The sequence below is a fragment of the Haloglomus halophilum genome (genome assembly GCF_024298885.1).
Taxonomy (GTDB): Archaea; Halobacteriota; Halobacteria; order Halobacteriales; family Haloarculaceae; genus Haloglomus; species Haloglomus halophilum.
This window is the reverse complement of record NZ_CP101166.1, coordinates 2,637,274-2,660,030: the sequence shown is the minus strand read 5'-3', so window position 1 is coordinate 2,660,030 and position 22,757 is coordinate 2,637,274. Positions and strand designations below refer to the sequence as shown.

The 22,757-nt window shown below is 70.6% G+C and carries 25 protein-coding genes; 12 read left to right on the top strand and 13 right to left on the bottom strand.

Annotated elements, in window-relative coordinates; translation table 11 throughout:
• Positions 1-17: 17 nt before the first annotated feature.
• The 4 genes from NL114_RS12880 (at position 18) to NL114_RS12865 (ending at position 4,908) form a co-directional block, all read left to right on the top strand.
• Positions 18-452: a VOC family protein gene (locus NL114_RS12880; RefSeq protein ID WP_254821325.1), complete on the top strand. Its 435-nt coding sequence runs from the start codon at positions 18-20 to the stop codon at positions 450-452.
• A 98-nt stretch (positions 453-550) separates the two neighbouring features.
• Positions 551-1,105, top strand: a complete 555-nt coding sequence (locus tag NL114_RS12875; RefSeq protein ID WP_254821324.1) for a GMP synthase subunit A — start codon at positions 551-553, stop codon at positions 1,103-1,105.
• Positions 1,106-1,207: 102 nt separating this feature from the next.
• Positions 1,208-3,073 (top strand): DUF2070 family protein, encoded by a 1,866-nt coding sequence (locus NL114_RS12870; protein WP_254821323.1) that lies wholly within the window; start codon positions 1,208-1,210, stop codon positions 3,071-3,073.
• A 65-nt stretch (positions 3,074-3,138) separates the two neighbouring features.
• Complete coding sequence (locus tag NL114_RS12865; RefSeq protein ID WP_254821322.1) at positions 3,139-4,908, top strand: site-2 protease family protein; 1,770 nt, start codon at positions 3,139-3,141, stop codon at positions 4,906-4,908.
• A 33-nt stretch (positions 4,909-4,941) separates the two neighbouring features.
• Here the strand turns inward: NL114_RS12865 and NL114_RS12860 are convergent, their stop codons facing one another.
• Positions 4,942-5,637 carry a non-canonical purine NTP pyrophosphatase gene (locus tag NL114_RS12860; RefSeq protein ID WP_254821321.1) on the bottom strand — a complete coding sequence of 232 codons (696 nt, stop codon included), beginning with the start codon at positions 5,635-5,637 and terminating at the stop codon, positions 4,942-4,944.
• 55 nt (positions 5,638-5,692) lie between these two features.
• Entirely contained in the window at positions 5,693-6,313 is a 621-nt protein-coding gene (locus tag NL114_RS12855) for an alpha/beta hydrolase (RefSeq protein WP_254821320.1), read from the bottom strand.
• Positions 6,314-6,425: 112 nt separating this feature from the next.
• Between NL114_RS12855 and NL114_RS12850 the strand changes: the two genes are divergently transcribed.
• Positions 6,426-7,118, top strand: coding sequence for a methyltransferase domain-containing protein (locus NL114_RS12850; RefSeq protein ID WP_254821319.1), 693 nt, complete (start codon positions 6,426-6,428; stop codon positions 7,116-7,118).
• A gap of 121 nt (positions 7,119-7,239) precedes the next feature.
• Here NL114_RS12850 and NL114_RS12845 read toward each other — a convergent pair whose 3' ends face one another.
• Together NL114_RS12845 and NL114_RS12840 are read right to left on the bottom strand one after the other, a co-directional pair.
• On the bottom strand, positions 7,240-7,716 hold the full coding sequence (locus tag NL114_RS12845) for a type IV pilin domain-containing protein (RefSeq protein WP_254821318.1): 477 nt from the start codon (positions 7,714-7,716) through the stop codon (positions 7,240-7,242).
• Positions 7,717-7,762: 46 nt separating this feature from the next.
• Positions 7,763-9,160, bottom strand: a complete 1,398-nt coding sequence (locus NL114_RS12840) for a DUF7096 domain-containing protein (RefSeq protein ID WP_254821317.1) — start codon at positions 9,158-9,160, stop codon at positions 7,763-7,765.
• A 178-nt stretch (positions 9,161-9,338) separates the two neighbouring features.
• Here NL114_RS12840 and NL114_RS12835 point away from each other — a divergent pair, with 178 nt between their 5' ends.
• The 3 genes from NL114_RS12835 (at position 9,339) to NL114_RS12825 (ending at position 12,503) form a co-directional block, all read left to right on the top strand.
• Positions 9,339-10,598: a helix-turn-helix transcriptional regulator gene (locus tag NL114_RS12835; RefSeq protein ID WP_254821316.1), complete on the top strand. Its 1,260-nt coding sequence runs from the start codon at positions 9,339-9,341 to the stop codon at positions 10,596-10,598.
• 145 nt (positions 10,599-10,743) lie between these two features.
• A complete protein-coding gene (locus NL114_RS12830; RefSeq protein ID WP_254821315.1) occupies positions 10,744-11,538 on the top strand; it encodes an electron transfer flavoprotein subunit beta/FixA family protein in 795 nt (264 codons plus the stop codon).
• Entirely contained in the window at positions 11,535-12,503 is a 969-nt protein-coding gene (locus NL114_RS12825; RefSeq protein WP_254821314.1) for an electron transfer flavoprotein subunit alpha/FixB family protein, read from the top strand. Before NL114_RS12830 ends, NL114_RS12825 begins: the two co-directional genes overlap by 4 nt.
• Positions 12,504-12,693: 190 nt before the next feature.
• Here the strand turns inward: NL114_RS12825 and NL114_RS12820 are convergent, their stop codons facing one another.
• Entirely contained in the window at positions 12,694-13,017 is a 324-nt protein-coding gene (locus NL114_RS12820) for a hypothetical protein (protein ID WP_254821313.1), read from the bottom strand.
• A gap of 162 nt (positions 13,018-13,179) precedes the next feature.
• Between NL114_RS12820 and NL114_RS12815 the strand changes: the two genes are divergently transcribed.
• Positions 13,180-14,034: a polyprenyl synthetase family protein gene (locus tag NL114_RS12815; protein ID WP_254821312.1), complete on the top strand. Its 855-nt coding sequence runs from the start codon at positions 13,180-13,182 to the stop codon at positions 14,032-14,034.
• A gap of 14 nt (positions 14,035-14,048) precedes the next feature.
• On the opposite strand, the gene NL114_RS12810 is transcribed toward NL114_RS12815, so the two are convergent.
• Entirely contained in the window at positions 14,049-14,759 is a 711-nt protein-coding gene (locus NL114_RS12810) for a 5-formyltetrahydrofolate cyclo-ligase (RefSeq protein WP_254821311.1), read from the bottom strand.
• 102 nt (positions 14,760-14,861) lie between these two features.
• Between NL114_RS12810 and rtcA the strand changes: the two genes are divergently transcribed.
• Complete coding sequence (gene rtcA / locus NL114_RS12805; protein WP_254821310.1) at positions 14,862-15,908, top strand: RNA 3'-terminal phosphate cyclase; 1,047 nt, start codon at positions 14,862-14,864, stop codon at positions 15,906-15,908.
• 8 nt (positions 15,909-15,916) lie between these two features.
• On the opposite strand, the gene NL114_RS12800 is transcribed toward rtcA, so the two are convergent.
• From NL114_RS12800 to NL114_RS12790, 3 genes are all read right to left on the bottom strand, one after another.
• The gene (locus tag NL114_RS12800; RefSeq protein WP_254821309.1) at positions 15,917-16,615 is read right to left on the bottom strand and encodes a MogA/MoaB family molybdenum cofactor biosynthesis protein; all 699 of its coding nucleotides are present in this window, start codon (positions 16,613-16,615) and stop codon (positions 15,917-15,919) included.
• Positions 16,616-16,744: 129 nt separating this feature from the next.
• A complete protein-coding gene (locus NL114_RS12795; protein ID WP_254821308.1) occupies positions 16,745-17,149 on the bottom strand; it encodes a DUF7979 domain-containing protein in 405 nt (134 codons plus the stop codon).
• A 52-nt stretch (positions 17,150-17,201) separates the two neighbouring features.
• Positions 17,202-17,579, bottom strand: coding sequence for a DUF7979 domain-containing protein (locus tag NL114_RS12790; protein WP_254821307.1), 378 nt, complete (start codon positions 17,577-17,579; stop codon positions 17,202-17,204).
• 77 nt (positions 17,580-17,656) lie between these two features.
• On the opposite strand from NL114_RS12790, the gene NL114_RS12785 reads away from it, so the two are divergent.
• On the top strand, positions 17,657-18,730 hold the full coding sequence (locus NL114_RS12785; protein WP_254821306.1) for a zinc-binding dehydrogenase: 1,074 nt from the start codon (positions 17,657-17,659) through the stop codon (positions 18,728-18,730).
• Positions 18,731-18,779: 49 nt separating this feature from the next.
• On the opposite strand, the gene NL114_RS12780 is transcribed toward NL114_RS12785, so the two are convergent.
• The gene (locus NL114_RS12780) at positions 18,780-19,214 is read right to left on the bottom strand and encodes a cytidine deaminase (protein ID WP_254821305.1); all 435 of its coding nucleotides are present in this window, start codon (positions 19,212-19,214) and stop codon (positions 18,780-18,782) included.
• Positions 19,215-19,320: 106 nt separating this feature from the next.
• Here NL114_RS12780 and NL114_RS12775 point away from each other — a divergent pair, with 106 nt between their 5' ends.
• The gene (locus NL114_RS12775) at positions 19,321-19,833 is read left to right on the top strand and encodes a hypothetical protein (RefSeq protein ID WP_254821304.1); all 513 of its coding nucleotides are present in this window, start codon (positions 19,321-19,323) and stop codon (positions 19,831-19,833) included.
• 11 nt (positions 19,834-19,844) lie between these two features.
• Here the strand turns inward: NL114_RS12775 and NL114_RS12770 are convergent, their stop codons facing one another.
• The 3 genes from NL114_RS12770 to NL114_RS12760 form a co-directional block, all read right to left on the bottom strand.
• The gene (locus tag NL114_RS12770) at positions 19,845-21,014 is read right to left on the bottom strand and encodes a DUF7118 family protein (protein ID WP_254821303.1); all 1,170 of its coding nucleotides are present in this window, start codon (positions 21,012-21,014) and stop codon (positions 19,845-19,847) included.
• Positions 21,014-21,436, bottom strand: coding sequence for a phosphoribosyl-AMP cyclohydrolase (gene hisI, locus NL114_RS12765; RefSeq protein ID WP_254821302.1), 423 nt, complete (start codon positions 21,434-21,436; stop codon positions 21,014-21,016). Before hisI ends, NL114_RS12770 begins: the two co-directional genes overlap by 1 nt.
• 78 nt (positions 21,437-21,514) lie before the next feature.
• Entirely contained in the window at positions 21,515-22,603 is a 1,089-nt protein-coding gene (locus NL114_RS12760) for an A24 family peptidase (RefSeq protein WP_254821301.1), read from the bottom strand.
• Positions 22,604-22,757 lie beyond the last annotated feature (154 nt).

Here is a 22,757-nt window from a genome sequence, read left to right as displayed (position 1 = left end):
GCTCCCCTGACCCCCGTATGAACGACCGGACCCACCTCGGCCACGTCCACCTGAAGGTCCGCGACGTGGACCGGGCCATCGAGTTCTACCGTGCGGTGCTGGGCCTCGACGTGGCCGAGCGCCACGGCAGCTACGCCTTCCTCTCGTTCGGCGAGCACCACCACGACCTCGCGCTGCAGGCGCTCGGCGAGGGCGCCGCCGGACCGGGCCGGGGCGTCGGCCTCTATCACTCGGCGTGGGAGGTTCCCGACGGCACCGCGCTGCGCGAGACCTACGAGCGGCTCCGGGACCGCGGCGTCGAGGTGGCGCCGGTCGACCACGGCATCTCGAAGGCCCTCTACTTCGACGACCCCGACGGGAACGGCGTGGAGGTGTATCTCGATACGCGCGCGTCACGCGAGGTGGCGGAGTGGACGGGGCGCAACGAGCGGTTCGACCCGACCGCGCTCTGAGCGGTCGCCACCGGAGCGCGAGAGCACGTAAACGAGCCGTTTCTCCCGATTCAGGCGTTTCAGGAGGCTTATACCCGTCCACGAGAGAACGGGCAGTAATGACCCGTATCGTCGTGGTGGACAACCACGGACAGTTCACCCATCTGGAGCAGCGGGCGCTCCGCGACATCGGTGTCGACACCGATATCGTCGACAACGAGACCCCGCCCGACGAGGTCGAGGCCGACGGCGTCGTCCTCTCGGGTGGTCCCGACATGGACCGCATCGGCCGCGCCCCCGACTACCTGGACCTCGACATCCCGGTGTTCGGCATCTGCCTTGGGATGCAGCTCATCGCCGACGAACTCGGTGGCGAGGTCGGCGCGGGCGACTACGGCGGCTACGCCGACGTGACCGTCCGCATCGAGGACGACGCCGACCCACTCGTCGGCTCGCTGGCCCCCGAGACGCGGGTGTGGGCCAGCCACGCCGACGAGGTCAAACGCGTCCCCGACGGCTTCACCCGGACCGCCGAGAGCGATGTCTGCGGCGTCGAGGCGATGAGCGATACCGAGCGCGACCTCTACGGCGTCCAGTGGCACCCGGAGGTCGCCCACACGGAGCGGGGCGAAGAGGTGTTCGAGAACTTCCGCTCGGTCTGCGAGGGGCGTTAGCACCACGTACACCCGTTCTCGTCCGTCAGCCGTCGGACACGCACGACCGATTTATGTCGGCGCGGCGGAACGTCCGCGTAACGGCCACCCGTTCACACACACATGAGCAACACACAGGGCGACCTCGCCTCGCTGTCGCGGTTCATCTTCCGGGCGCCGAGCTGGTACTCCAGCATCGCGTTCGCCCTGCTCATCGCCGCGTTCGCGGGGGTCGCCGCCTTCGACTCGCGGTTCGTCCTCGAGGACGCCTGGCAGGGGGTCTTCTACATCGGCGTTCCGACGGTGGCCGCATCGCTGCTGACGCCACCGGTCGACCGGCTGTTCGGCGGCCACCTCACCCCGAACCGGGCGTCGCTGCTCGCGCTGACCTGCGAACTGGTCGTCGTCGTCGTGCTGACGGCGGCCGGCGCCGTGGCAGTCCTGACAGGGCTGGGCCAGCAGTTCGTCTTCGACGCGCTCGTCGCGGCACTGGCCAGCATCTTCGCGCTCCGGCTGCTCGTCATCATGGCCGTCTCCCACGAGTCCATCGCCGCCGCCATCGTCCCGGCGAGCATCCAGACCGTCGCCGCCGCCGCCCTCCTGTTCATCTACAGCGGGACGCTCCGGTTCTTCGAGCTCGGCGGCCCGCTCACCCGGGTCTTCCTCAACCGCGCCGACCAGGCGCCCCAGGAACTCACCGTCGTCGGCCCGGAGACGTTCGTCCTGCTGGCCATCACCTGTGTGCTCTACGTCGGCTCCGTCTACGCCTTCCTGCTGGTCATCGACCGCCCGTGGCGCAACTCGCTCGGCGTCTCGGTGCTGGACTTCCTCCGTGGCTTCGTCGGCCACATCGCCGAGGGAACGGACGAACTCGAGGAGTTCTTCGAGCAGCTCGGCGAGGAGGCCGTCGTTCCTGTCACGGTGATGGCCTTCCGCGAGCCCGGCGGCGTCGAGAAGGCCCGGTTCGTCCTGCCGATGATCCACCCGGGGCCGATGGGCGAGATCGGCGGCGGCAACCTCCCCGAGCGCGTCGCCCAGGAGGCCGACGGGCTGGCCTTCCCGCCCCACGCCACCGCCGGCCACGACTTCAACCTCGTCACCGCCCGCGAGGTCGAGACCATCATCGACGCCGCCGACCGCGCGTTCGACCGCATCGACTACACCGCCGATGCGAGCCGCTCGTACCGGGCCAGCCACGGCGAGGCGACGCTCATCGGCCAGGCGTTCGGCGAGGACGCGTTCATGGCCGCGACCTACGCGCCCGCCTTCGCCGACGACGTGGAGTACGCCGTCGGCCTCTCCGCACAGGCCGAGGCCCGCTCGGGCGGACTGCGCGACGTGCTGCTGGCGGACGCCCACAACTGCAACAACGGGCTGGATGGCGACGACCTCGGCCACATCACGCCGGGCTCGAAGCGCTCGTTCGACATGATACAGGCGGCCGGCCAGCTGGGCGAGACCCTCGCGGCCGCCGAGCGCCACTCACTCTCGCTGGGGGTCGCCTGGGACCGTACCGACTGGAACCCACAGGACGGCATCGGCCCGCTCGGTATCCGTGTCGCCGTCACCGAGGTCGACGACCAGCGCACAGCGTACGTCCTCGTCGACGGGAACAACATGGAGCCGGGGCTCCGGGACCGCCTGGTCGACCACCTCGTCTCCGAGCTCGATGTCGACGACGCCGAGGCGCTCACGACCGACACCCACATCGTCAACACGGTCGAGGCGGTCAACCAGGTCGGCACCGCCATCGAGGCCGCGGCGCTCGTCGAGGCCGTCGAGACCGTCACCCGCGAGGCCCTCGACGACATCGCCCCCGTGGAGGCCGGGATGGCGACCGAACGTGCCGAGGTGACCGTCTTCGGCAACGACCGCACCGAGACGCTCGCCTCCCACGCCAACGCCATGATCTCGATGGGTGGGGCGCTCGCGGCCGTGTTCATCCTCGCGGTCACCGCCATCAGCGGCCTCATCTTCTTCCTGGCCTGACCCGGGACCGTGCCCCGATCCCGCAACCCGAATCCATTTGAGCCACAGGACCCTCCCCGGAGACAATGGTAAGCACGCTGTGGCTGGTGGGTGGAGGCATCGTCCTCTACACCCTCGTCGCGATGGCCCTCAAGGCGCAGGGGCGCCTCCCCGAGGCCATCCGGGTACAGGGTCCCATCACGACGATCCACACCCAGCGCGGCAAGGCGTTCCTGAACTGGCTCGCGGGGCCGAAACGGTTCTGGCGAGCGTGGGGCAACCTCGGCGTCGGCATCGCGCTCGTCGTGATGGTCGGCTCGTTCGCCCTCGTCGCGTTCGCGGCCATCTCGGCCGTCCGCAACCCGACGCCGACGGCACTGAACGAGCCACAGAACGTCCTCGCCATCCCCGGTGTCAACGACTTCCTCCCGCTCTCCGTGGCGCCGGAGATCCTGACCGGTCTCCTCATCGGCCTCGTCGTCCACGAGGGCGGTCACGGCCTCCTCTGCCGGGTCGAGGACATCGACATCGAGTCGATGGGGCTGGCGCTGCTGGCCTTCATCCCCATCGGCGCGTTCGTCGAGCCGAGCGAGGCCTCGCGCAACCGCGCGAGCCGTGGCGGACAGACCCGGATGTTCGCGGCCGGGGTCACGAACAACTTCGCGGTCTCCGTCGTCGCCTTCCTCCTCCTCTTCGGCCCCGTCGCCGGGAGCATCAGCGTCGTGGCCGGCGTGCCCATCGGCGGCTCGCTCCAGGGGTCGCCAGCCCGTGATGCCGGCATCGACCGCGGGACGGTCATCACGAGCGTCGACGGCGAATCCGTCGCGGACGCCGACGCGATGCAGGCCACCCTCGCCGAATCACGCGCCGACAGCGTTCCCGTCGAACTGGAGAGCGGTGAGACGGTCACCGTCCAGCGCGAGGTGCTCGTGACCGTCGCGGTCCGGGACGCCCCCATCGCCGTGAACGAGACCGTCACCGCCGTCAACGGGAGCCGCGTCTCGACGGTCGGGAGCTTCGAGGACGCCGTCCAGTCGCGCCCGGTCGCGGACCTGACGGTGCGCAACCAGAGCGGGACCCGGTCGGTCCAGCTCCCCATCGGCACGTACAGCCTCGTCGCGCCCGACGGTGCGCTCGCCGGACAGACCGACCTCTCGGGCGGCGAGACCGTCATCATCACGGCCATCGGCGGCAACCGGACCGTCGACTTCGACGACCTGAGCGCCGTCCTCGACGCGCGCCAGCCCGGGGACACCGTCTCCGTGACGGGCTACGTCGGCGGCTACGACGGCGAGCGCCGCACCGTCGAGGTGGACCTCGGCGGCAGCGGGTCCGATGCCCAGCTCGGCGTGCGGGTCCAGCGCGGCGTCTCCGGGTTCGTCCTCGACGATTTCGGTGTCGATGTCTACCCCTCGAACACCTTCCTGACGGTACTCGGTGGGAACGGTGGCGGCGGCCTCGGCGGCATCGAACGGGCCTACCTCACGCTGGTGCTCCCGTTCGCGTCGCTCACCCTCCCGGACGTGGGCTACAACTTCGCCGGCTTCGTCGGCCCGGTGACGAACTTCTACACCGTGAGCGGTCCGCTTGGGCTGCTCGGCGCCGGGTTCGCCTTCTTCCTCGCCAACCTGCTGTTCTGGACGGCGTGGATCAACCTCATCATCGGCCAGTTCAACTGCGTCCCCGCGTATCCGCTCGACGGCGGCCACATCCTCCGGACGACGACCGAGACCGTCGTCTCACGGCTCCCCGTCTCGAACGGCCGGGCGCTCACCTCCGCCGTCACCACGACCGTCAGTATCGTGATGATACTCGGCCTGCTGGTGATGGTGTTCGGGCCCCGGTTGCTGACCTGAGCGGGTCGGCCCTCCCGGCGACTGTGGCCGCGGTTACCGCTCGGCGAACCAGTCGGCGAACTTCGCGAGGGCCCGCCCGCGGTGCGAGACGGCGTTCTTCTCCGTCGCGTCCATCTCCGCGAACGTGGTCCCGTCGTGCTCGAAGACCGGGTCGTAGCCGAACCCGCCGTCGCCCCGCGGCTCGACGATTCGGCCCGGAACGACGCCCTCGAACAGCTTCACGGGGAGGTCGGCGCTCCCGTCGTCACCGGCGACCTGCGCGTCCGTCGTCGCGCTGTCCCGGTCGTCGGCCGCAAGGTCCTGGCCCCGGCGCTCGCCACGGTCGACGGGCTCGGGGGTCGCCGCGAAGTCGTCACCGTCGCAGTAACCGATGACACACCGGAACGCCGCGCGGGCGACCTCACCGTCGCCGTCACTGTCGCCGCCGTCCGCGGCCGCGGCGGCCTCGCGGGCGACCCGGCCCGTCAGCTCCACGCCGAGCGTGTGCTCGACGTACGAGGAGTACGGGCCCGGGAACCCATCGAGCGCATCGACGAACAGGCCGGCGTCGTCGACGATGACCGGCTCGCCGGCGTGGCGATACGCTTCCCGGGCGCCGTGAGCCGCGATGGGCCCCAGTTCGGGCGCCTGCACCTCGGTGTAGTCGTAGTCCAGCGCCGACACGTCGTCGAGATACTCCTCGGCCTCCCGGACCTTCCCGGGGTTGGTCGTCACGTATCGAAGGGTCATACCCGCCGGTCGGGACGGTCGGAGGGTAGTGGTGTCGGTTCCATGCGGCCGCGGTTCAGCGCCGGGCCAGCAGGAACTCGGCGGCGTGGTCCGCAGCCTTGTCGGCCTGCCCGACGAAGTGGTGGTCGGCGCTCATCTCCACGACGTCGAGTCCCAGCTCGCGTGCGCGCTCCACGACCGGCTCCCAGTTCGCGGTCGTGTCCCGGCTCCCGTAGACGATGCGGACGGGCGCGGCGATGTCGCCCAGCGCCTCGGGGACCGGCCGCTCGACGCCGCCGGTGATGCCGGCACCCGGCGCGAGCGCCACGACGGCCTGCAGGTTCCGCCCGTCCGCCCCGTCGGCCGCAGCAGCGAGCAGCGCGACGGCACCGCCGAAGGAGTAGCCGAACAGCCCGACACGGTCGTCGCCGAAGCGGCCGCGAGCCCACCGACAGGCCTGCCGCACGTCGGTTCGCTCACCGCGCCCCTCGTCCCAGTCGCCGTAATCGAAGCGGAGACAGGCGACACCCTCGCTCGTCAGGGCGTCCGCGAGTGCCCGCAGGCGCGCGTCCGTCCGCTTGCCCCCGTACTGCGGATGGGGCGGACACGCGACGACGCAGGCCGTCGCCTCGCCGTCGGGCGTATCGAGCGTCCCGCGCACGTCGCGTCCGCCCGGAACCAGCACGTCCTCGCTCATGGCTCGGCGGTGGCAGGGCGCGGGGTTAGTTCCCGCGGTCGGCGACCGTATCCGGGCCGGCACGGCCCCGGAAGCAGGGGAATTATGCCCGCTGGGACCCAACACGAGGGTAATGGGACTCCTCGAGAACAAGGCTCGCGCGCGGTTCTTCTACAAGTACCTCTCGAAGGTGTACGACGAGATCAACCCGTTCATCTGGAACGAGGAGATGCGCAACGAGGCGCTGGAGCTGTTCGACATCGACGAGGGCGACCGCGTGCTGGATGTCGGCTGTGGAACCGGCTTCGCCACGGAGGGACTGCTGGAGTACACGGAAGACGTCTACGGCCTCGACCAGTCGGAACACCAGCTGGAGAAGGCCTACGCGAAGTTCGGCACGCGCGGGCAGGTGAAGTTCCACCGGGGGGACGCAGAACGGCTCCCGTTCAAGGACGACACCTTCGACGCGCTCTGGTCCTCCGGCAGCATCGAGTACTGGCCGAACCCGGTCGACGCACTGGAGGAGTTCCGCCGCGTCGTGAAACCGGGCGGCCCGGTGCTGGTCGTCGGCCCGAACTACCCCAACTCGACGGTCTTCCAGAAGCTCGCCGACGCCATCATGCTGTTCTACGACGAGGCCGAGGCCGACCGGATGTTCGCCGCGGCCGGCTACGAGGAGTTCCGCCACGTCACGATGGGGCCCGACTACAACCCCGAGATCGCCATCACCACCCTGGCGCGAGTTCCCGGTGACGCCGAGACGGACCCGGCGGAGGAGGCCACCGACGCCGAGACCGACCCCGTCGACGCGTCGGCCGACGACTGACCCTCCGGCGCCGGCCGTCCGTTCGGGCCCAGAATCATCTTTATCCCCATTCCACGACCCTCATACATCGGTTTTGACAGCATAATTCCGATGTATCGGGTGGAAACCCACCATATCTGTATTAACTCGCGGTCGCACGTGCCCGCACGACCACGTGGTCGCCGGCCGTGACCGTGACCACCACCCGGGCGTCGGACGTGAGCCCGGGTCGGTTCGTCCCCGCGAGCCGGACGGCTGCGGACTCGCCGGCGGACCAGTTGGAGTCGGCGGCGCTGTTGAACGGCCCCGTCGGGCCGGCGTGGAACCCCCGCGCCGCGAAGAACGGGACCGGCGGCTGGTGGACCAGCGGCTCGCCGTCCACGGTGATGTGGACGTCGAGGTCGCGTACGTCCAGGCGGTCGCCGCCGCCGTGGACGCAGGTCACACGGTCCGAGGCGGCGTCGGCCCGGCAATCGAGCGTGGCACGTGGCGGTGGCTCCGTGGGGACGGCCCCGGACAGGACGGTGCCTCCAACGACGGCGGCGAGACTGACGGTGAGGGCCACGAGCAGGATGGACCCGAGGACGGGCGACACGGCACGGTCGGGACGTGGCGACACGGGGCGTCTGGTCCCGGCATCCGACAAGAAGCTACGGGCGTCCGGCTCAGCCGGTCGGCGCGCCGTCGCTGAAGACGGTCGTCGAGACCTCCGTCTCCTCGGTGACGACCGTGATGGTCGCTGTCGGTCCGGGAGCGATGACCCAGCGCTCTCCCTCGATATCGGTCATGCCGACGCGCTCCCCGTTGACGAGGACGGTCGCCTGGATCGGGTCCCCCGTGGCTTCGTTCGTCACCGTCACGCGCATCGGGCCGCCGGTTCTGGTCCGCTCGACGGCGAGGCGGACGCCGTCGGAGGTGTTCTCGTCGGCGAACACCGTCGGCACGGCGGAGAGGTCCTTGTACTGGATCTCGCGGAAGACATCCCGGGTCCCACCGTCGAGGAACGTGATGAGGTCGTACGTCCGGCTCGTTCCGTGGGAATGCCCGACACGGACGGAGTAGACGCCAGCGTTGTAGAGGAACGGCTCGCCGGTGAACGTCCCGATGGAGGTGCCGCCCTGGTTCTCGAAGGCCCAGGGGTAGAGTGCTGCAGCCTGGTCCCTGGCGGCCTCGAGTTTCTCACCGCTCTGTTCGAACCGGTCGGGTCCATCGGGGTCGCGAGCCGACGGGACGTACGCCTCCCGGAGGTACTCCTGCGTGAAGGGACCGCGGTCGATGGTGGCGAGGACGACGCCCTGGCTGGAGGTCTCGATGTAGACCCGCGTCGGCGGCTGGTCCCCGTACATGGAGGCCGCGACCTGGGCGCGGACGGGGCCTTCGAGCGACAGCAGGCGGACCTTCTGGGCCGCGATACGGCGCTCGGAGACCGGCTGACCGACCGCCGAGCTGTACGTGTGCAGGAGACCGACGGCCTCACGGAGTGACCCCGCAGCCCGGTCGATAGCGGCCAGTTCGCGCAGATACGTCCGGGCGGAGATGTCGCCGCTGTTGTACCGTTCGAGCGCACGGCCCTCACGACGCTCGAGGGCGGTGATACGGGCGTCCAGCCGGTCGGCGCTGCGTTCGACGATGCGCCGGCGCTCCGTTCGATTGTCGCCGACACTGGTGAACGACGAGCGGAGCCAGGTCGTCTCGTAGGTCGAGTGTGTCGAACCACCGTCGGCCGCGACGGCCCCGCCCACGTCGAACGTGGCTGTCCCGAACTGGCGGGTCTCCAGGTCCGCCGCGAGCGCCAGATACGCGGTCGTGTTCCGCTCGGACCGGACCGGCTCGCGGAGGGACGCCGGCAGCCGTGTACCGGCGGCACGCGTGTCGACGTAGTCGCCATCGGCGAGCGACTGTGCCGCATCCGGGGGCGTCCCCGGGGTCGTAGCCGGGACGGCTGGGGTGGCGGAGGTCCCACCGACGGCAGGGAGTCCCGCGACGGGAGCGAGCACCAGCGCGACCGCGAGCGCGAGTGTGGCCGCGACGGCAGGCGCGTGGAGGGAACGGGGACCGCTCATGTCCCACCCCTCCGACCCCGGGAGTAAAAAGTCGTCCGTCGCGTCCGAGGGGGGAGAGCAGTCACGGACAACGGCCTCGCGAGACGGGTGCAGCGGCGCTGAGACGTTTTATCCAGCGTGCAGACGTTTCATTCCCCGATGGAAAGCGTTTTCCGCACTCCACCGCCACCCGCACCGTATGCGGGCGAGGTCGTGTGCCGCCCTCCAGCCGACGCTTGCCCTCGCCGTCCTCGCCGCGATGGTCGTTGTCGCTGCGACCGCCCCGGCCACGGCGACAGCACCAGCTCCTGCGAACCCCGACATCGACACCGATTCGACCGGCATCGCCACGGTCCAGTCGGAGACGCCACCACGCGACGGGACCGCACTCGTCGTACAGCTCCAGCCGAACGGGGACGCACGATGGTCGGCCGTGACGGCGTTCGAGCTCGAGAACGAGAGCGACCGCGCCGCCTTCGATGATCTCGCGCGCCGATACGAGCGCGGGGACGCCGATGTCGGATTCGACATCACGACGTTCCGGCGCGCCAACCGCGCGGCCAACGCGACTGTCAACCGGTCGATGACCATCCGGGCGGTCGAGCGCAACGCCACGGTCGTGGAAGGGGAGAACGGGACCGCGACCGGGCACCTCACGTTGAACTTCACCTGGACCGACTTCGCGCGGGGGACCGACGGCCGACTCCGGTTCGGCTCCGCGTTCAACACGAGCGAGGGGACGTGGCTTCCCGGCCTCGCGGCCGGGCAGACGCTCGAGGTCCGACCCCCACAGGGATACGGGGTGTTCACGGCGACGACCACTCCGCGGGCGGGCGTCCTCCGATGGGAGGGCCCGGCGACCTTCGAACCCGGCGACGTGGCGGCGACCTACGAACGGAACGGCGCCCCGACGCCGACGCCGACACCCGGCTCGCCGACACCGACGCCCGACTCGCCGACGCCGACACCCGGCTCGCCACTCCCCGGCGAACTGCTCGTCATCGGGGGGGTCGGTGGGCTGCTTCTGGTCGGCGCCGTGCTGCTCGTGCTCCGACGGCGGCGTGACGACGACGACGACGGCCCCGCACCGACTGGACCAGGAGACGGGACCGATGGCGGCGCGGCCGCTGGGGAAGCCGGCGATGCCCAGGCGGGCGCCGCGGACGGGGCGGACGCGACCGCCGCCAGTGGCGCAGCTACCGGGGGCGATGGGACGGACGAGGCCGAGACGGACACGGAGCTTCTCAGCGACGAGGAGCGGGTCGAGCGGCTGCTCGAACGGAACGGTGGCCGGATGAAGCAGGCCAACATCGTCTCCGAGACGGGCTGGTCGAACGCGAAGGTGTCCCAGCTGCTGTCCGCGATGGACGAAGCCGACCGCATCGACAAGCTCCGGATCGGCCGGGAGAACCTCATCAGCTTCCCCGACGAGGACGTGACCGAACTGGACGAGGAGTGACAGCCCGGGCGAATCTTGCCGACACCGAGAGGCGTAGCCGTCGGAATCGGCTTGAACAGCCCTCATATCGTCGGCCAACGGCGACGCTGCTCGGGGCGTTCGGAAACGTTTATTCACCAACGACTGCTGGGTTGTAACGACTAGCATGAAGATACTCGTCACCGTGAAAGAGGTGGCCGAGGTCGAGGACGAGTTCCAGATCTCTGGGCTCGACGTCGACGAGAGCTACCTCGAGTACGACCTCAACGAGTGGGACGACTACGCCGTGGAGGAAGCCGTCCAGACCAGTGAGGAGAACGACGACGTGGAAGTGGTGACGGTCACCATCGGGCCCGAGCGGTCCGAGGAGACCATCCGGATGGCGCTCGCGAAGGGCGCGGACCGGGCCATCCGTGTCTGGGACGATTCCCTCGCGGGCGCGGACTACCTCTCCGTCGAGGCCAAGGCCGAGATGCTGGCCGCGGTCGCCGAGGAGGAGGAACCCGACCTCATCTTCTCCGGCGTCCAGGCGGCCGACGACTCCAACGGCGCGACCGGCGTCGCGCTGGCGAACAAGCTCGACATGGAGTGGGCTGCCGTCGTCAACACGCTCGACCTCGACATCGAGGGCGGCGTGGCACACGTCCACCGCGAGCTGGAGGGTGGTATCGAGGAGCTGACGGACGTGCAGACGCCCGCCGTCCTCACCATCCAGTCCGGCATCAACGAGCCGCGCTACGCGAGCCTGCGCGGCATCCGCCAGGCCCAGCAGAAGCCGCTCGACGTCCACGAGCTGGGCGACCTGGAACTCGACGAGTCGACGCTGGAGTCCGACGTCTCCCGCACGTCGATGTACGAGCCCGAGTCCGAGAGCGACGCGACCATCTGGGAGGGCTCGGCCGAGGAGACCGCCGGCGAGCTGGCTGACTTCCTCCGCGAGAAGGGGGTGGTCGAGGGATGACGGTCCTCGCGATCACGGAGCACCGGCGCGGCGAGCTCCGCGACGTCTCCTACGAGGTCATCACCGCCGGCCGCGAGCTGGCGGACGAACTCGGTGGCGAGCTCCACCTCGGCGTCATCTCCGGCGACGTCGACGGGTTCGCCGACGACCTGAACCGCGACGGCGTCGACGCCATCCACACCGTCGACTACGGCGAGGAGTTCAACCACGACGTCTACGCGCAGGCCATCCCGCAGCTGTACGAGGCAAGCGGCGCGGACGTGCTCCTCATGCCGAACACGGTCAACGGGCTCGACTACGCCCCGGCCGTGGCCGACGACCTCGACCTCCCGCTCGTGACCGACTCCATCGCGCTGGACGGCGGCGACACGACGGAGATCACCCGTGAGCAGTACGGTGGCAAGGTCGAGACGACGTACGATGTCGAGGCGGACCAGTACGCCCTCACCATCCGGCCGGCCGAATGGCCCAAGGCGGAGGGCGACGGCGACGCCGCGGTCGGTGCCGTCGACGTCGACATCGACGAGGACGCCATCGGCTCCGAGGTCACCGGCTTCGAGGAGGTCGGCGGCGGCGACGTCGACATCTCCGAGGCCGACGTGCTCGTCTCCATCGGCCGTGGTATCGAGGAGGAGGAGAACCTCGTCCTCGTCGAGGAGCTCGCCGACGCGCTCGGCGCGACGCTCTCCTCGTCCCGGCCCATCGTGGACAACGGCTGGCTGCCGAAGAACCGGCAGGTCGGCCAGTCCGGCAAGGTCGTAACGCCGGACGTCTACATCGCGATCGGCATCTCCGGCGCCGTCCAGCACGTCGCCGGCATGAAGGGCGCCGACACCATCGTGGCGATCAACACGGACCCGAACGCGCCCATCTACGACCTCGCCGACTACGGCATCGTCGACGACCTGTTCGACGTCGTCCCCGAACTCATCGAGGAGTTCGGCGGTGAGGCCCCGAACCTGTAGACGGTCACCGTCCCACTCGTTCCTTCTTTCGCCGCCCGGCCAGCGGTAGCACCGGTCGCGGGTCGTCGCTCGGCGCTCGACCGGGTGACCGCTACGGTCACCGGCCAACGTGTACGCTCACCGTGTGAGGAGGAACAGACACAGGATGCGAGGAGGAGCAGACGCAGGAACCGCGACGGAACCGGGACGTTCAGTCGGCGGTGTGGGGCGTCGTCCGCGAGGCCGACCGCCCGGGGGAGGTCCGCCACAGCGACCGCATGGACGGCACCAGCCCGGCGGTCACGAGGACGACGCCCGCGAGCGGGGCGGCGGCCGGGAGCGTCCCGGCGAGGACGAGCGACGAGAGGAAGAACGCGGCGACGGCGGGCATGACCGTCACCGGGGCGAGACGGCGGGCGGCGGCTCGTGACCGGCCACCACGGAGCGATGCGACGACCGCGACCGAGAGGTAGACCGCCGCCGCGAGAACGCCGGCGACGGCCCCCGCGAGGACGATGGGCTGGAAGGTGAACATACACGGACGGACGGGTCCGATGGGGGAGTGCCTTGACACTAGATAGATAGATGCGCGAACTGCCGGAGTCGTCCGGGGGAACGACCCCCCAGGCCACACGGACTCCCACGCAGGTGCCCGACTCCGTCACGTACTTCCGGGCTCCGGGCCTTTCTTCTCGTGATGGAGTATCTGGAACGTCGGCGGAGCCTGGTCGAGGACCGGCTGGAGGCCGTCCTCGACGGGGTGGAGCCGTCGGCGCTGGCCGACCAGGTCCGGCACGTCTCGCTGTCGGGGGGCAAGCGTGTCCGCCCCACCCTGACGATGCTCGCCTGCGAGGCCGCCGGCGGCGACCCGCTGGCCGAGGACTCGGTCGCCGTGGACTTCGCCGTCGGGGTCGAACTCGTCCACAACGCCTCGCTCGTCGTCGACGACATCATCGACGAGTCCGACCTCCGGCGCGGCGAGACCGCCGCACACGTCGAGTTCGGCCACGGCCCGGCCATCATCGCCTCCGACGGTCTGCTGGGCGAGGCCTTCCACCTGTTCTCCGCGGACGAGCACGCGATGCAGATCGTGGCCGAGGCGATGGTGGAGCTGGGGATGGGCGAGGCCACCGAACTCGTCGCGATACCGAGCGACGAGGCGGAGTACATGGACCTCGCGCGCCGGAAGACGGGCGCGCTGTTCCGCGCGGCCGCCGAACTCGGCGCGGTCGCCGCCGATGCCGACCCCTACCGCGTCGAGGCGTTCGGCGAGTACGCCGAGCGCGTCGGCATCGCCTTCCAGATCCGCGACGACGTGCTGGACGAGACGGCCGACCCCGAGGACCTGGGCAAGCCGACCGGCCAGGACGCCGAGATGGAGCGCCCCTCCATCGTGCAGGTGACCGACCTCACGCCCGAGGAGGCCAACCAGCGCGCCCGGGACGAGTCCGACGCCGCGCTCGCCGCGCTCGACACCGCGACCCATCGGGACTCCCGCGCGGTCGACTACCTGCGCGATCTCGCGGAGTTCGTCGTCGTCCGGGAGAAGTAGCCACTCGTCCGGTATCAGTCGCTACCGTCCCGGAACCGCCCGAGTACGGGCATCCCCTCGATATCTGTCTCCGAGAGCAACGACCAGTCGATACCCTTCGGCTTCCCCACGCCCCCCGTCTCCACCGTCCGCTCGGGCGTGATGACGAGGTCCAGCGGCACGTCGTGGGCGTCGGTCGCCCAGTCCTCCTCGCGCACCTGCAACTCGTGGACAGTCGTCGCAACGGGCGTTCCATCGTCCACCAGTCCCAGCTCCCGTAGCACGGCCCACTCCAGATCGCTGAACCCCTCGCCCTTGCCGACCCGTGCGCCCGACTCAGAGACGGCGACGCTCCCCGAGACGACGAGGTCGATGTCGGGCATCGCGTCGGGACCGACCTGACGGCCGTGCTCGCCGATGCCGCTGACGGTCGTGGCTGCGTCGTAATCATCCAGAGCGTCGGGGTCGAGTTCGAGGAAGCAGCGCTCGTCACGCAAGCGCGGGACCGCCATGTAGACGGTCTTGCCCGCCCGGAGCGCGGCCCGGCGGACCGGAAGCTGGGGGGCGTCCGGGTTCGCCTTCACCGTCTCGGCCGTGCGCCACGCGTCGGTCTCGGCGAGGCGCTCGGCCGCTCGGTCGGCACCCGCGAAGTTCGGGATGCGCCCGTGCGGCGGGAACGGGAACCGGGCCTCACCCTCGTCCTCGAGTTCGTCCCACACCCGCTCGCGGAGGGGCTGTTTGTCCATGCGCTGCCTTCGGCGGGCGGGGACGTGTGCCTGCCGACCGCGGCGTGTGGGTTCGGCCCACGCCACCGCAGGGTTGAGGCCGGGCGGGTGCGGACGGTCGGTATGCTCGACCTCGACGGGAGCGCTGGCGGCGGTCAGCTCCTCCGGACGGCGCTCGCACTCTCGGCGGTCACCGGCCGTGCGTTCGAGATGACCGGCATCCGTGGGGACCGGCCGGAACCGGGGCTCAAATCACAGCACCTCGCCGCCGTCGAGGCCGTTGCGGACGCCTGCGACGCCGACGTGGCCGAGGCCGAGTACGGCTCCGAGACCCTGACCTTCGAGCCCGGACCCGTCCGCCCGGGCGAGTACGAGGTCGACATCGACACCGCTGGGAGCATGCTGCTGGTGTTCGACGCACTCCTGCCGCTCTCGGCCGCGCTCGACGATGACGAGGAACTCGTCGTGCGTGCGACCGGCGGTACGGACGTCAAGTGGGCCCCCACGACGGACCACTACCGGCGGGTGAAGCTCCCGTTCGCGCGGCGGGCGGGTCTGGACGCCCGGGCGACCGTCTCGCGGCGCGGGTTCTACCCGGCCGGTGGGGGCGAGGCCAGCCTCCGGCTCGGGAGCGCCGACCCGCATCCGCTCGAACTGCGCGACACCGGACCGGTGGAGCGACTCTCCGTCCACTCGGTCGCGGCCGAGGCCCTCGCCGACGCCGACGTGGCCGAGCGCGGCGCCCGGGCGGCCCGCCAGTCGCTCCGCGACCTGACCCCACTCCCGGTCGAAACCCACCCCGAGTACGTCGAGACCGACTCCCCGGGCGCCGTCCTGACGGTGGTGGCCCACGGCGCGGACGGCCGGGCCGGGTTCACGGGCCTCGGAGAGAAGGGGAAGCCGATGGAGGAGGTGGCCGGCGATGCCGTCGGCGCGTTCGACCGATTCCGGCGGGCGGACGGGACGGCCAACGACGGGCCGGCCGTCGACGGGCACACGGCCGACCAGCTCGCGGTCGTGCTGGCGCTGGCCGGCGGGGAGGTGACGACCCGCCGTCTCACCGACCACCTGCAGACGAACCGCGACCTCGTGGCGGCGTTCGGCGGCGACCTGGAACTGACCGAGGGCGACCCCGCCGTCGTCCGCTGTACCGACCCGCTCGATACCTGACGGCCGGCTCAGGCCGTCTCGTCAGCGTCCCCGTCGTCCGGCTCCTCCTCCGTGTCGTCGCGCCGGGCCAGCCCGGCGAGATGGGGCGCCTCGGGGACGATTATCTCCTCGGCACCCAGCCGTGCGGCGTTCTCGCTCCCGGGGACACAGAAAACGGGGACGCCACGCGCGATACCCGCGAGGGCGCGCGTCCCGACGACCCGCGTCCCGACCTCCTCGTAGGAGAGCCGCCGGAACAGCTCCCCGAAGCCCGGCAGCTCCGTCCGGAGGACCGGCCGTACGGCGTCGATGGTCACGTCGTCCGGCGTCACGCCGGTCCCACCGGTGGTGACGACCGTGTTCACGTCCTCGCGCGCGACCAGCCGGTCGACCGTCGACTGGATGCCGTCGAGGTCGTCGTTGACGAGTTCGCGGACCGCGACATCGTGTCCCGCGCCCTCGAACGCCGCCACGATGGCGTCGCCTGCGGGGTCGTCCTTCACGCTCCGCGACGAGGAGACGGTGACCACGCCGACCGAGAGCGCCTCGATGTCGTGTGAGTGGTGGTCGTCGTGGTCGTGTGAGTGCCCGTGGTCGTCGTGGTCGTGTGAGTGCCCGTGGTCGTCGTGGTCGTGTGAGTGCCCGTGGTCGTCGTGGTCGTGTGAGTGCCCGTCGTGGCTGCCATGGCTGTGGTCGGGTTCGTGGTCGGCATCGGCGTCATCGGTCATGGCCCGTCGTTCGACCCGGCGGTAGGTTAGTGTGCGGGGACCGGAAGCGCCGGACAGAGACATTTCTGGAAAACCAACCGGATTCCGAGCGAAGTCAGTATGTTCTCGATGAGGTCCGATGATACGCCATCAGCTCCCGTACTTCGCCACGCCGGCGCCGACGAGCAGGAGCGCCGCGCCGCCGAGAAGCGGGACCCGGACGCCGTCGCGGCCGGGGTCACCGCACGAGGACTCCTCGCTGACCGCGACCACGTAGTCGGTGCCCTCGTAGGGGACGACGAGCGCCTCGGTGAACACGCCACGCTGGACGAGCGCCTGGCGGGCGCCCCGGACCTGGTCGAAGACCCGCTGCTGGTCGTCCGTGAGGTTCGCGTACGCGACCCGGGTGAGGTTCGTGGGCGGGTCCTCGACGGGCGTCACCGAGAGGCCGGCGACCGTCCGGCAGTTCTGGGCGTCGACGTAGGTGGCCGCGCCGGCGCTCATCGCGACGAGGCCGACGATGAGCACCGCCACACCCAGATACGAGGTCCGCATCCACCCGAACTAGCGGGGACGCCGCTATGGGTCTTGCGTCGCGTCGGTCCGGCTACACGCGCTCGGCGACCCCGGCCAGCAGCAGCGTGCCGCCGGCGAGGAGCGACCCGACGATGAGTCCGTACGGCGGCGGCGGGTCGACGACGACCGGAACCACCTCGTAGGTCGTGTTCCGGTAGCGGACGAACATGGCGTCGGGACCGGATCTGTGGCACCCGGTCCGGGCCCGGTTGAACGCCCGCTGGTCGGCCTCGCTGAGGTTCCGGTAGTCGGTCACCGTCGCGAACTCCCCGGGGTCAGCCTCCAGAACGTCGACGTGGTCCACGTTCCGACAGCCCGTCTCCTGGACGTACGTGGTCGTGCCGGCGAGGAGCAGGAGGCCCCCGAGCGCGATGGCGACGAGCGCGAGGTCGCGCACGACGGCAGTCATCGGACGTCCGACATAATCTTTCTCCCGGACCTTCCGGCACCGCTACCGTTTTGCCCGAGCCCTCCGTCGCCCGGCCTATGAAGGCAGTCTATTACGAGGAGCACGGCGACACCGACGTCATCCAGTACGACGAGCTGCCGGACCCCGAGGTCGGCCGCGACGAGTGTCTGGTCGAGATGAAGGCGGGGGGCCTGAACCACCTCGACGTCTGGACCCGGCGCGGGATGCCGAGCCCCGGCGAGTTCCCACACATCCCCGGGAGCGACGGCGCGGGCGTCGTCCAGGAGGTTGGCGAGGACGTGACCCGGTTCGAGGCGGGCGACCGTGTGGCCGTCGCGCCCGCCACCTCCTGTGGCACGTGCGAGTTCTGTCGGGACGGCGACCGCTCGCTGTGTGAGAACTTCATGCTCATCGGCGAGCACACGACCGGCGTCCACTCCGAGTACAGCGCGCTCGCCGAGGACAACCTCGTCCCCATCCCGGACGACGTGAGCTTCGTCCGGGCGGCGGCCGCGCCGCTCGTCTTCCAGACCGCGTGGCGGATGCTCACCACGCGCGCCGAGGTCACGCAGGGCGAGAACGTCCTCGTCCACGGTGCCTCCGGTGGTGTGGGCCACGCCGCCGTCCAGATCGCCGCCAACGCCGGCGCCGAGGTGTGGGCCACCGCGTCCAGCGACGCGAAACTGGAGCTGGCCGCCGAGTGTGGCGCCGACCACCTCATCAACTACGACGAGGAGGATTTCGTCCACGCCATCAAGAGCGACACTGACGGCCGCGGTGCGGACGTGGTCGTCGACCACATCGGCGCGGCGACGTGGCAGGACTCCATCAAGGCCTGCACACAGGGCGCACGCCTCGTCACCTGCGGCGCGACGACCGGCCCGAACCCGGAGACGGACATCACGCAGATATTCTGGAAGCAACTGGACATCATGGGCTCCACGATGGGGACGCCCGGCGAGATGGACGATGTCCTCTCGCTGGTGTGGGACGGCACGCTCACACCGTACGTCCGCGACGTGCTGCCGATGAGCGAGACCGACCGTGCCCACGAGATGCTGCAGGACCGCGAGGGCTTCGGCAGCGTGGTCGTGGTGCCCGACGACGAGTACGAGGCGGGCGCGTACGAGGACGTGACCGGGAACGTCTGAGCGGTCGTCGGTCGACGTGTGGGTCGTCCGGCGGGAGGAGCGTACGGGGCTACCAGTTCCGCGTCGGAAGCAGGTCGATCGCGGTGACCGTCCGCAGTTCCTCGTCGTGGGGGACGACGACCGCTACGTCTCGACCGTAGTCGGCGATGAGCTCCCGACACGCACCACAGGGCGGAACGACCTCGAACTCACGGGATTCCTGGGGGAGCGGGTGGCGCACGGCAGCGATCGCGTCGAAGTCGCACACACCGGCCCCGATCGCGCTCCCCAGCGCGACCGGCTCCGCACACATACTGGTTCGCCCGACGTTCGACGGCATACTGACCCCGGTGAAGGTCCGGCCGTCGGCGGCCCGGACGGCGGCACCCACCATGTGCGCTCCGTCCCACCGGTCCGGGTCGAAGGCGGTCTTCGTGGCCGCCTCGGCCCGTTCGATCAACCGTCGGTCGTCATCGGATAACTCGGCGGTCGTGGGAGATATCATACGAGGCATGCCCGAGAGACGCTGAAATGTCTTCTGCCTCGTCCAGCCCCGTCACAGCCCGACCGCGACCGCAACCCTCCTTGCGCCACCTCCCGAACCGACGGCCATGCGACGACGGGCAGCGCTCCGGGCGCTCGGCGCGGCGGCACTCGGCACGACGACAGCCCTGAGCGGGTGCCTCAGCACGCTCGGCGTCACGCAGACGGGCCTGGTCCGCGCGAAGTACGTCATCGTCGAGACCGAGAACGGCCGCGGCCGCATCGCCTACGACGCCATCGGCGAGGCCCGGACCATCGCCCGTGGCCACCAGAACGACTTCCAGCAGGACGGGCCGCTCATCGTCTCCCAGCCGCTCGGCGAGGCGCTGAACAGCCAGTACGCGGCCGTCGACTACCTCGTCCAGCACGACTGCGCACCCGATGCCGAGGGGGCGGGCGGCTGCGGGGAGGCGAACCTCACCCGTGGGGACTTCAACAGCGTCCGGCTCGGCGACACCGCCGAACTGTTCTACCGGAAGGGGAACATCGCACGCGTCCTGAGCGTCTCCCGCGGCGACCGGACCCCGACCGACGTGCGGACGGCGAGTCCGACCGCCCGGAGCAACGCGACGAGCAACTGACGCCGGCTGGCTCAGCGCTCCTCCAGCGGCGGATGCTCGTCGAGCGCGGTAGCCAGCAGGTCCCGGGCCTCGCGTGCCGCGGCGAGGTCGCGCTCGACCGCGCCGCTCCGCAGGCGCTCGCGCTCGCGTTCGCCCAGTTCCGCGCGCGCGACGGCGGTCGTCTGCAGGCGGTCGTACTCGGCATCGTGGGTCAGCTCCCGGACCACCCGGAGCGCCGCGACCACGTCCTCCGGGGCGAACCGGCGGACGACCGATTCGGCGGCGTCGGCCCACCATCGGAGGTCGGTCGCCGCCGGCGGGGGCCAACCCACCGTCAGCGGCTCGGCGTCGAGCCGGTCGAGGTAGGTCTCGTTGGCGGCTACACACCGCTGGAACGCCGCCGGGTCGTCGACGTAGTGGCCCAGTTTCGAGTTCGAGTAGCCCGCGTACTCCAGCAGTTTCGTCACCGACTCCTCGCCCACCTCGTGGTCGTGGACGTACTCCAGCAGTCGAGTCGGCGGCCGGCGCGCGTCGAGCAGCGGTTCGGCGGCGGCCGCCGCGAGGACATCGAGCGTCTCGCGTGCCGGCGCGTCCCGCCGGAGGTCGGTGAACGCCTCGCGGACGGCGTCGTCGTACGTCTCGATGGGGTCACGGAGCCGCTCGACCGGCGCGCTCAGGTCCGCCTCGCCCCACTCGAGCGTCTGTTCGAGGTCCGCGATGCGCGTCTCGACGGTCTCCAGCCGCTGTGCGACCGCGTACCGGGCGTCGCTGTAGCGCTGGCGGGCCTCCTGCCAGTCCTCGTACAGTTGCGCCAGGTCGCGGGCGGGCTGGAGGTCCTCTCGCGCCTGCGCAAAGTGCTTCTCCTTCAGGCGAGAGCGCTGGAACGTCTCGTCGGCGGCCTCGAACGCGTCGCGGGCGGGCAGGTCCTCGGGCAGGTCCGCGACGAACTCGACGAAGGTGTCCTGGAACTCCACGTACCCCTTGAAGTCGTCGTAGTCGGTGGCGCGGTCCTCGTAGCGCTCGAACAGCCGGTCGACCTGCTCGCAGGCCCCCGTGACGCGGTCGAGCGCGTCGACGCCGTACTCGTCGACGCGCTCGCGGAGGCGCACGAACTCCGTGTCGGCCGCGTCGAGTTCCGCGATGAGGGACTCGACACGCTCGTCACCGTCCGCGGCCGTGGTTCCCGACGTGGTGTCGGACATCAGTCCTCGTCGTCCCCGTCGCCATCGCTCTCGTCGTACACGCTGTCCGGGTCGAAGACGCGCTCGCCGACCTGTTCGCCGTCGAGGGTCCGGTAGAAACAGCTCTCGAAGCCGGTGTGGCAGGCGCCACCCTCCTGCTCGACGCGGTAGAGGAGCGCGTCACCGTCACAGTCCACCCGGACCTCCCGGACGCGCTGGACGTGGCCGCTGGAGCCGCCCTTCTTCCAGAGCTCGTCGCGCGACCGGGAGTGGTAGTGGGCGTAGCCCGTCTCACGGGTGGCAGCCAGTGCCTCCTCGTCGACGTAGGCCAGCATCAGCACTGCGCCGCTCTCGGCGTCCTGGGCGACGGCGGGAACCAGCCCGTCGTCGCCGAACTCGAGGTCGACGGCGAGGTCGGTCGCCACGGACTCGGTCTCGCTCATGCCCGGAGCGAGGCCCGTCCCGAGGATAGGTCTTTTCGTGGGCGCGGGGTGGGGCCGACCGGAGGCGAACGCTTCGGCTCACCCCAGCCCGAGCAGCAGGAACAGCACGTCCCCGACGATCAGCGAGACGACCAGCCCGGCGAACATCGGGACGACGAACGGGATGCCCGGCGACACCCACACCCGCTCGCATTCGGCGTCGGCGAGGAGGTCCAGCGCCTCGCGGATGTCGGCCGCCGTCGCGCCGTAGGCGTAGCCCACGTCGTCGAGGAACGTCGCCGCGCCCCACTCGTCCACGCGGCGGACGGCCGGTTTCGTGGGCTCGTCCGTCGTCGGGACGCGGGGCACGGGCGGGACCTCGGTCGGCTGGTCCCCGTCGGCCGGCTGGCCCCCATCGGTCACCGGCTCACCCTCCGCGACGGAGCCGCTGGTCGGGTCGCCACGCGCCTCGGGGGCCGGAACCGAGTCCGGCGTGCGGAACGCCGCCGGCTCCGCCCGGACCGCCGACAGCGTCGTCCCGCGCCAGCGGAGGTACATCCGGAGCGTATCGAGGTCCAGCCCCCCGCGGTCGAACCCGTCGGGCGTCTCCAGCAGCCGGCCGTACGTCTCCCCGAGCGCACCCACGCGGACCGGCCGGCCGATGAACATCGGGAGCGCGAACCGGCCCTGTACGGCGTTCCCGGCCGCCAGCACGAGCGGGTAGGCCAGCCCCGCCAGCACCGTATTCGTGAGGATGGTGAGCGAGAACACGCCCAGCGTCGCGCGATGGTCGGGCACGGTCCCAAGCCCGAGCGGGAGCGCGTAGTCTGGATACGCCGGGAAACACAGCGAGAGCGACATGATGGCCTTCGCATCCGCGCCGCCGAACGCGCCCAGCCGCCAGAACAGGTAGCCCAGCGCCCCCACCAGCCCCAGCGAGATGCCCGTCCGGAACAGCAGCCGCTCGCCGGAGAACGAGGTCAGCCCGACCCGCGAGAAGTCGAGCAACAGCGCCACGACCCCGATGACGACCAGCGGCGCCCACAGGCGCCCGTCGACCCGCCGGGTCCGGATGTCGCGGTAGGCGGCGAACCCGAACGCCGGCACGAGCAGCAGCCGCAGCAGGTCCGCCACGGTCCCGTAGTCGGTCCGCGGCGGCACCAGCTGGAGGAGTTCGGACCCGAACACTGGCCGACGGTGGCCCCGGCACCGGATTAAGTATGGCGCCTCGTTCGTGACGTGAGTCGGGCGAGGCGAGGGCCCAGACTGCGACGGTGATGGCAACCACGATGAATCCAGCCGGAATGCCTTCCCGTTCAGTTGGTACGTGCTTGCCCGTCAG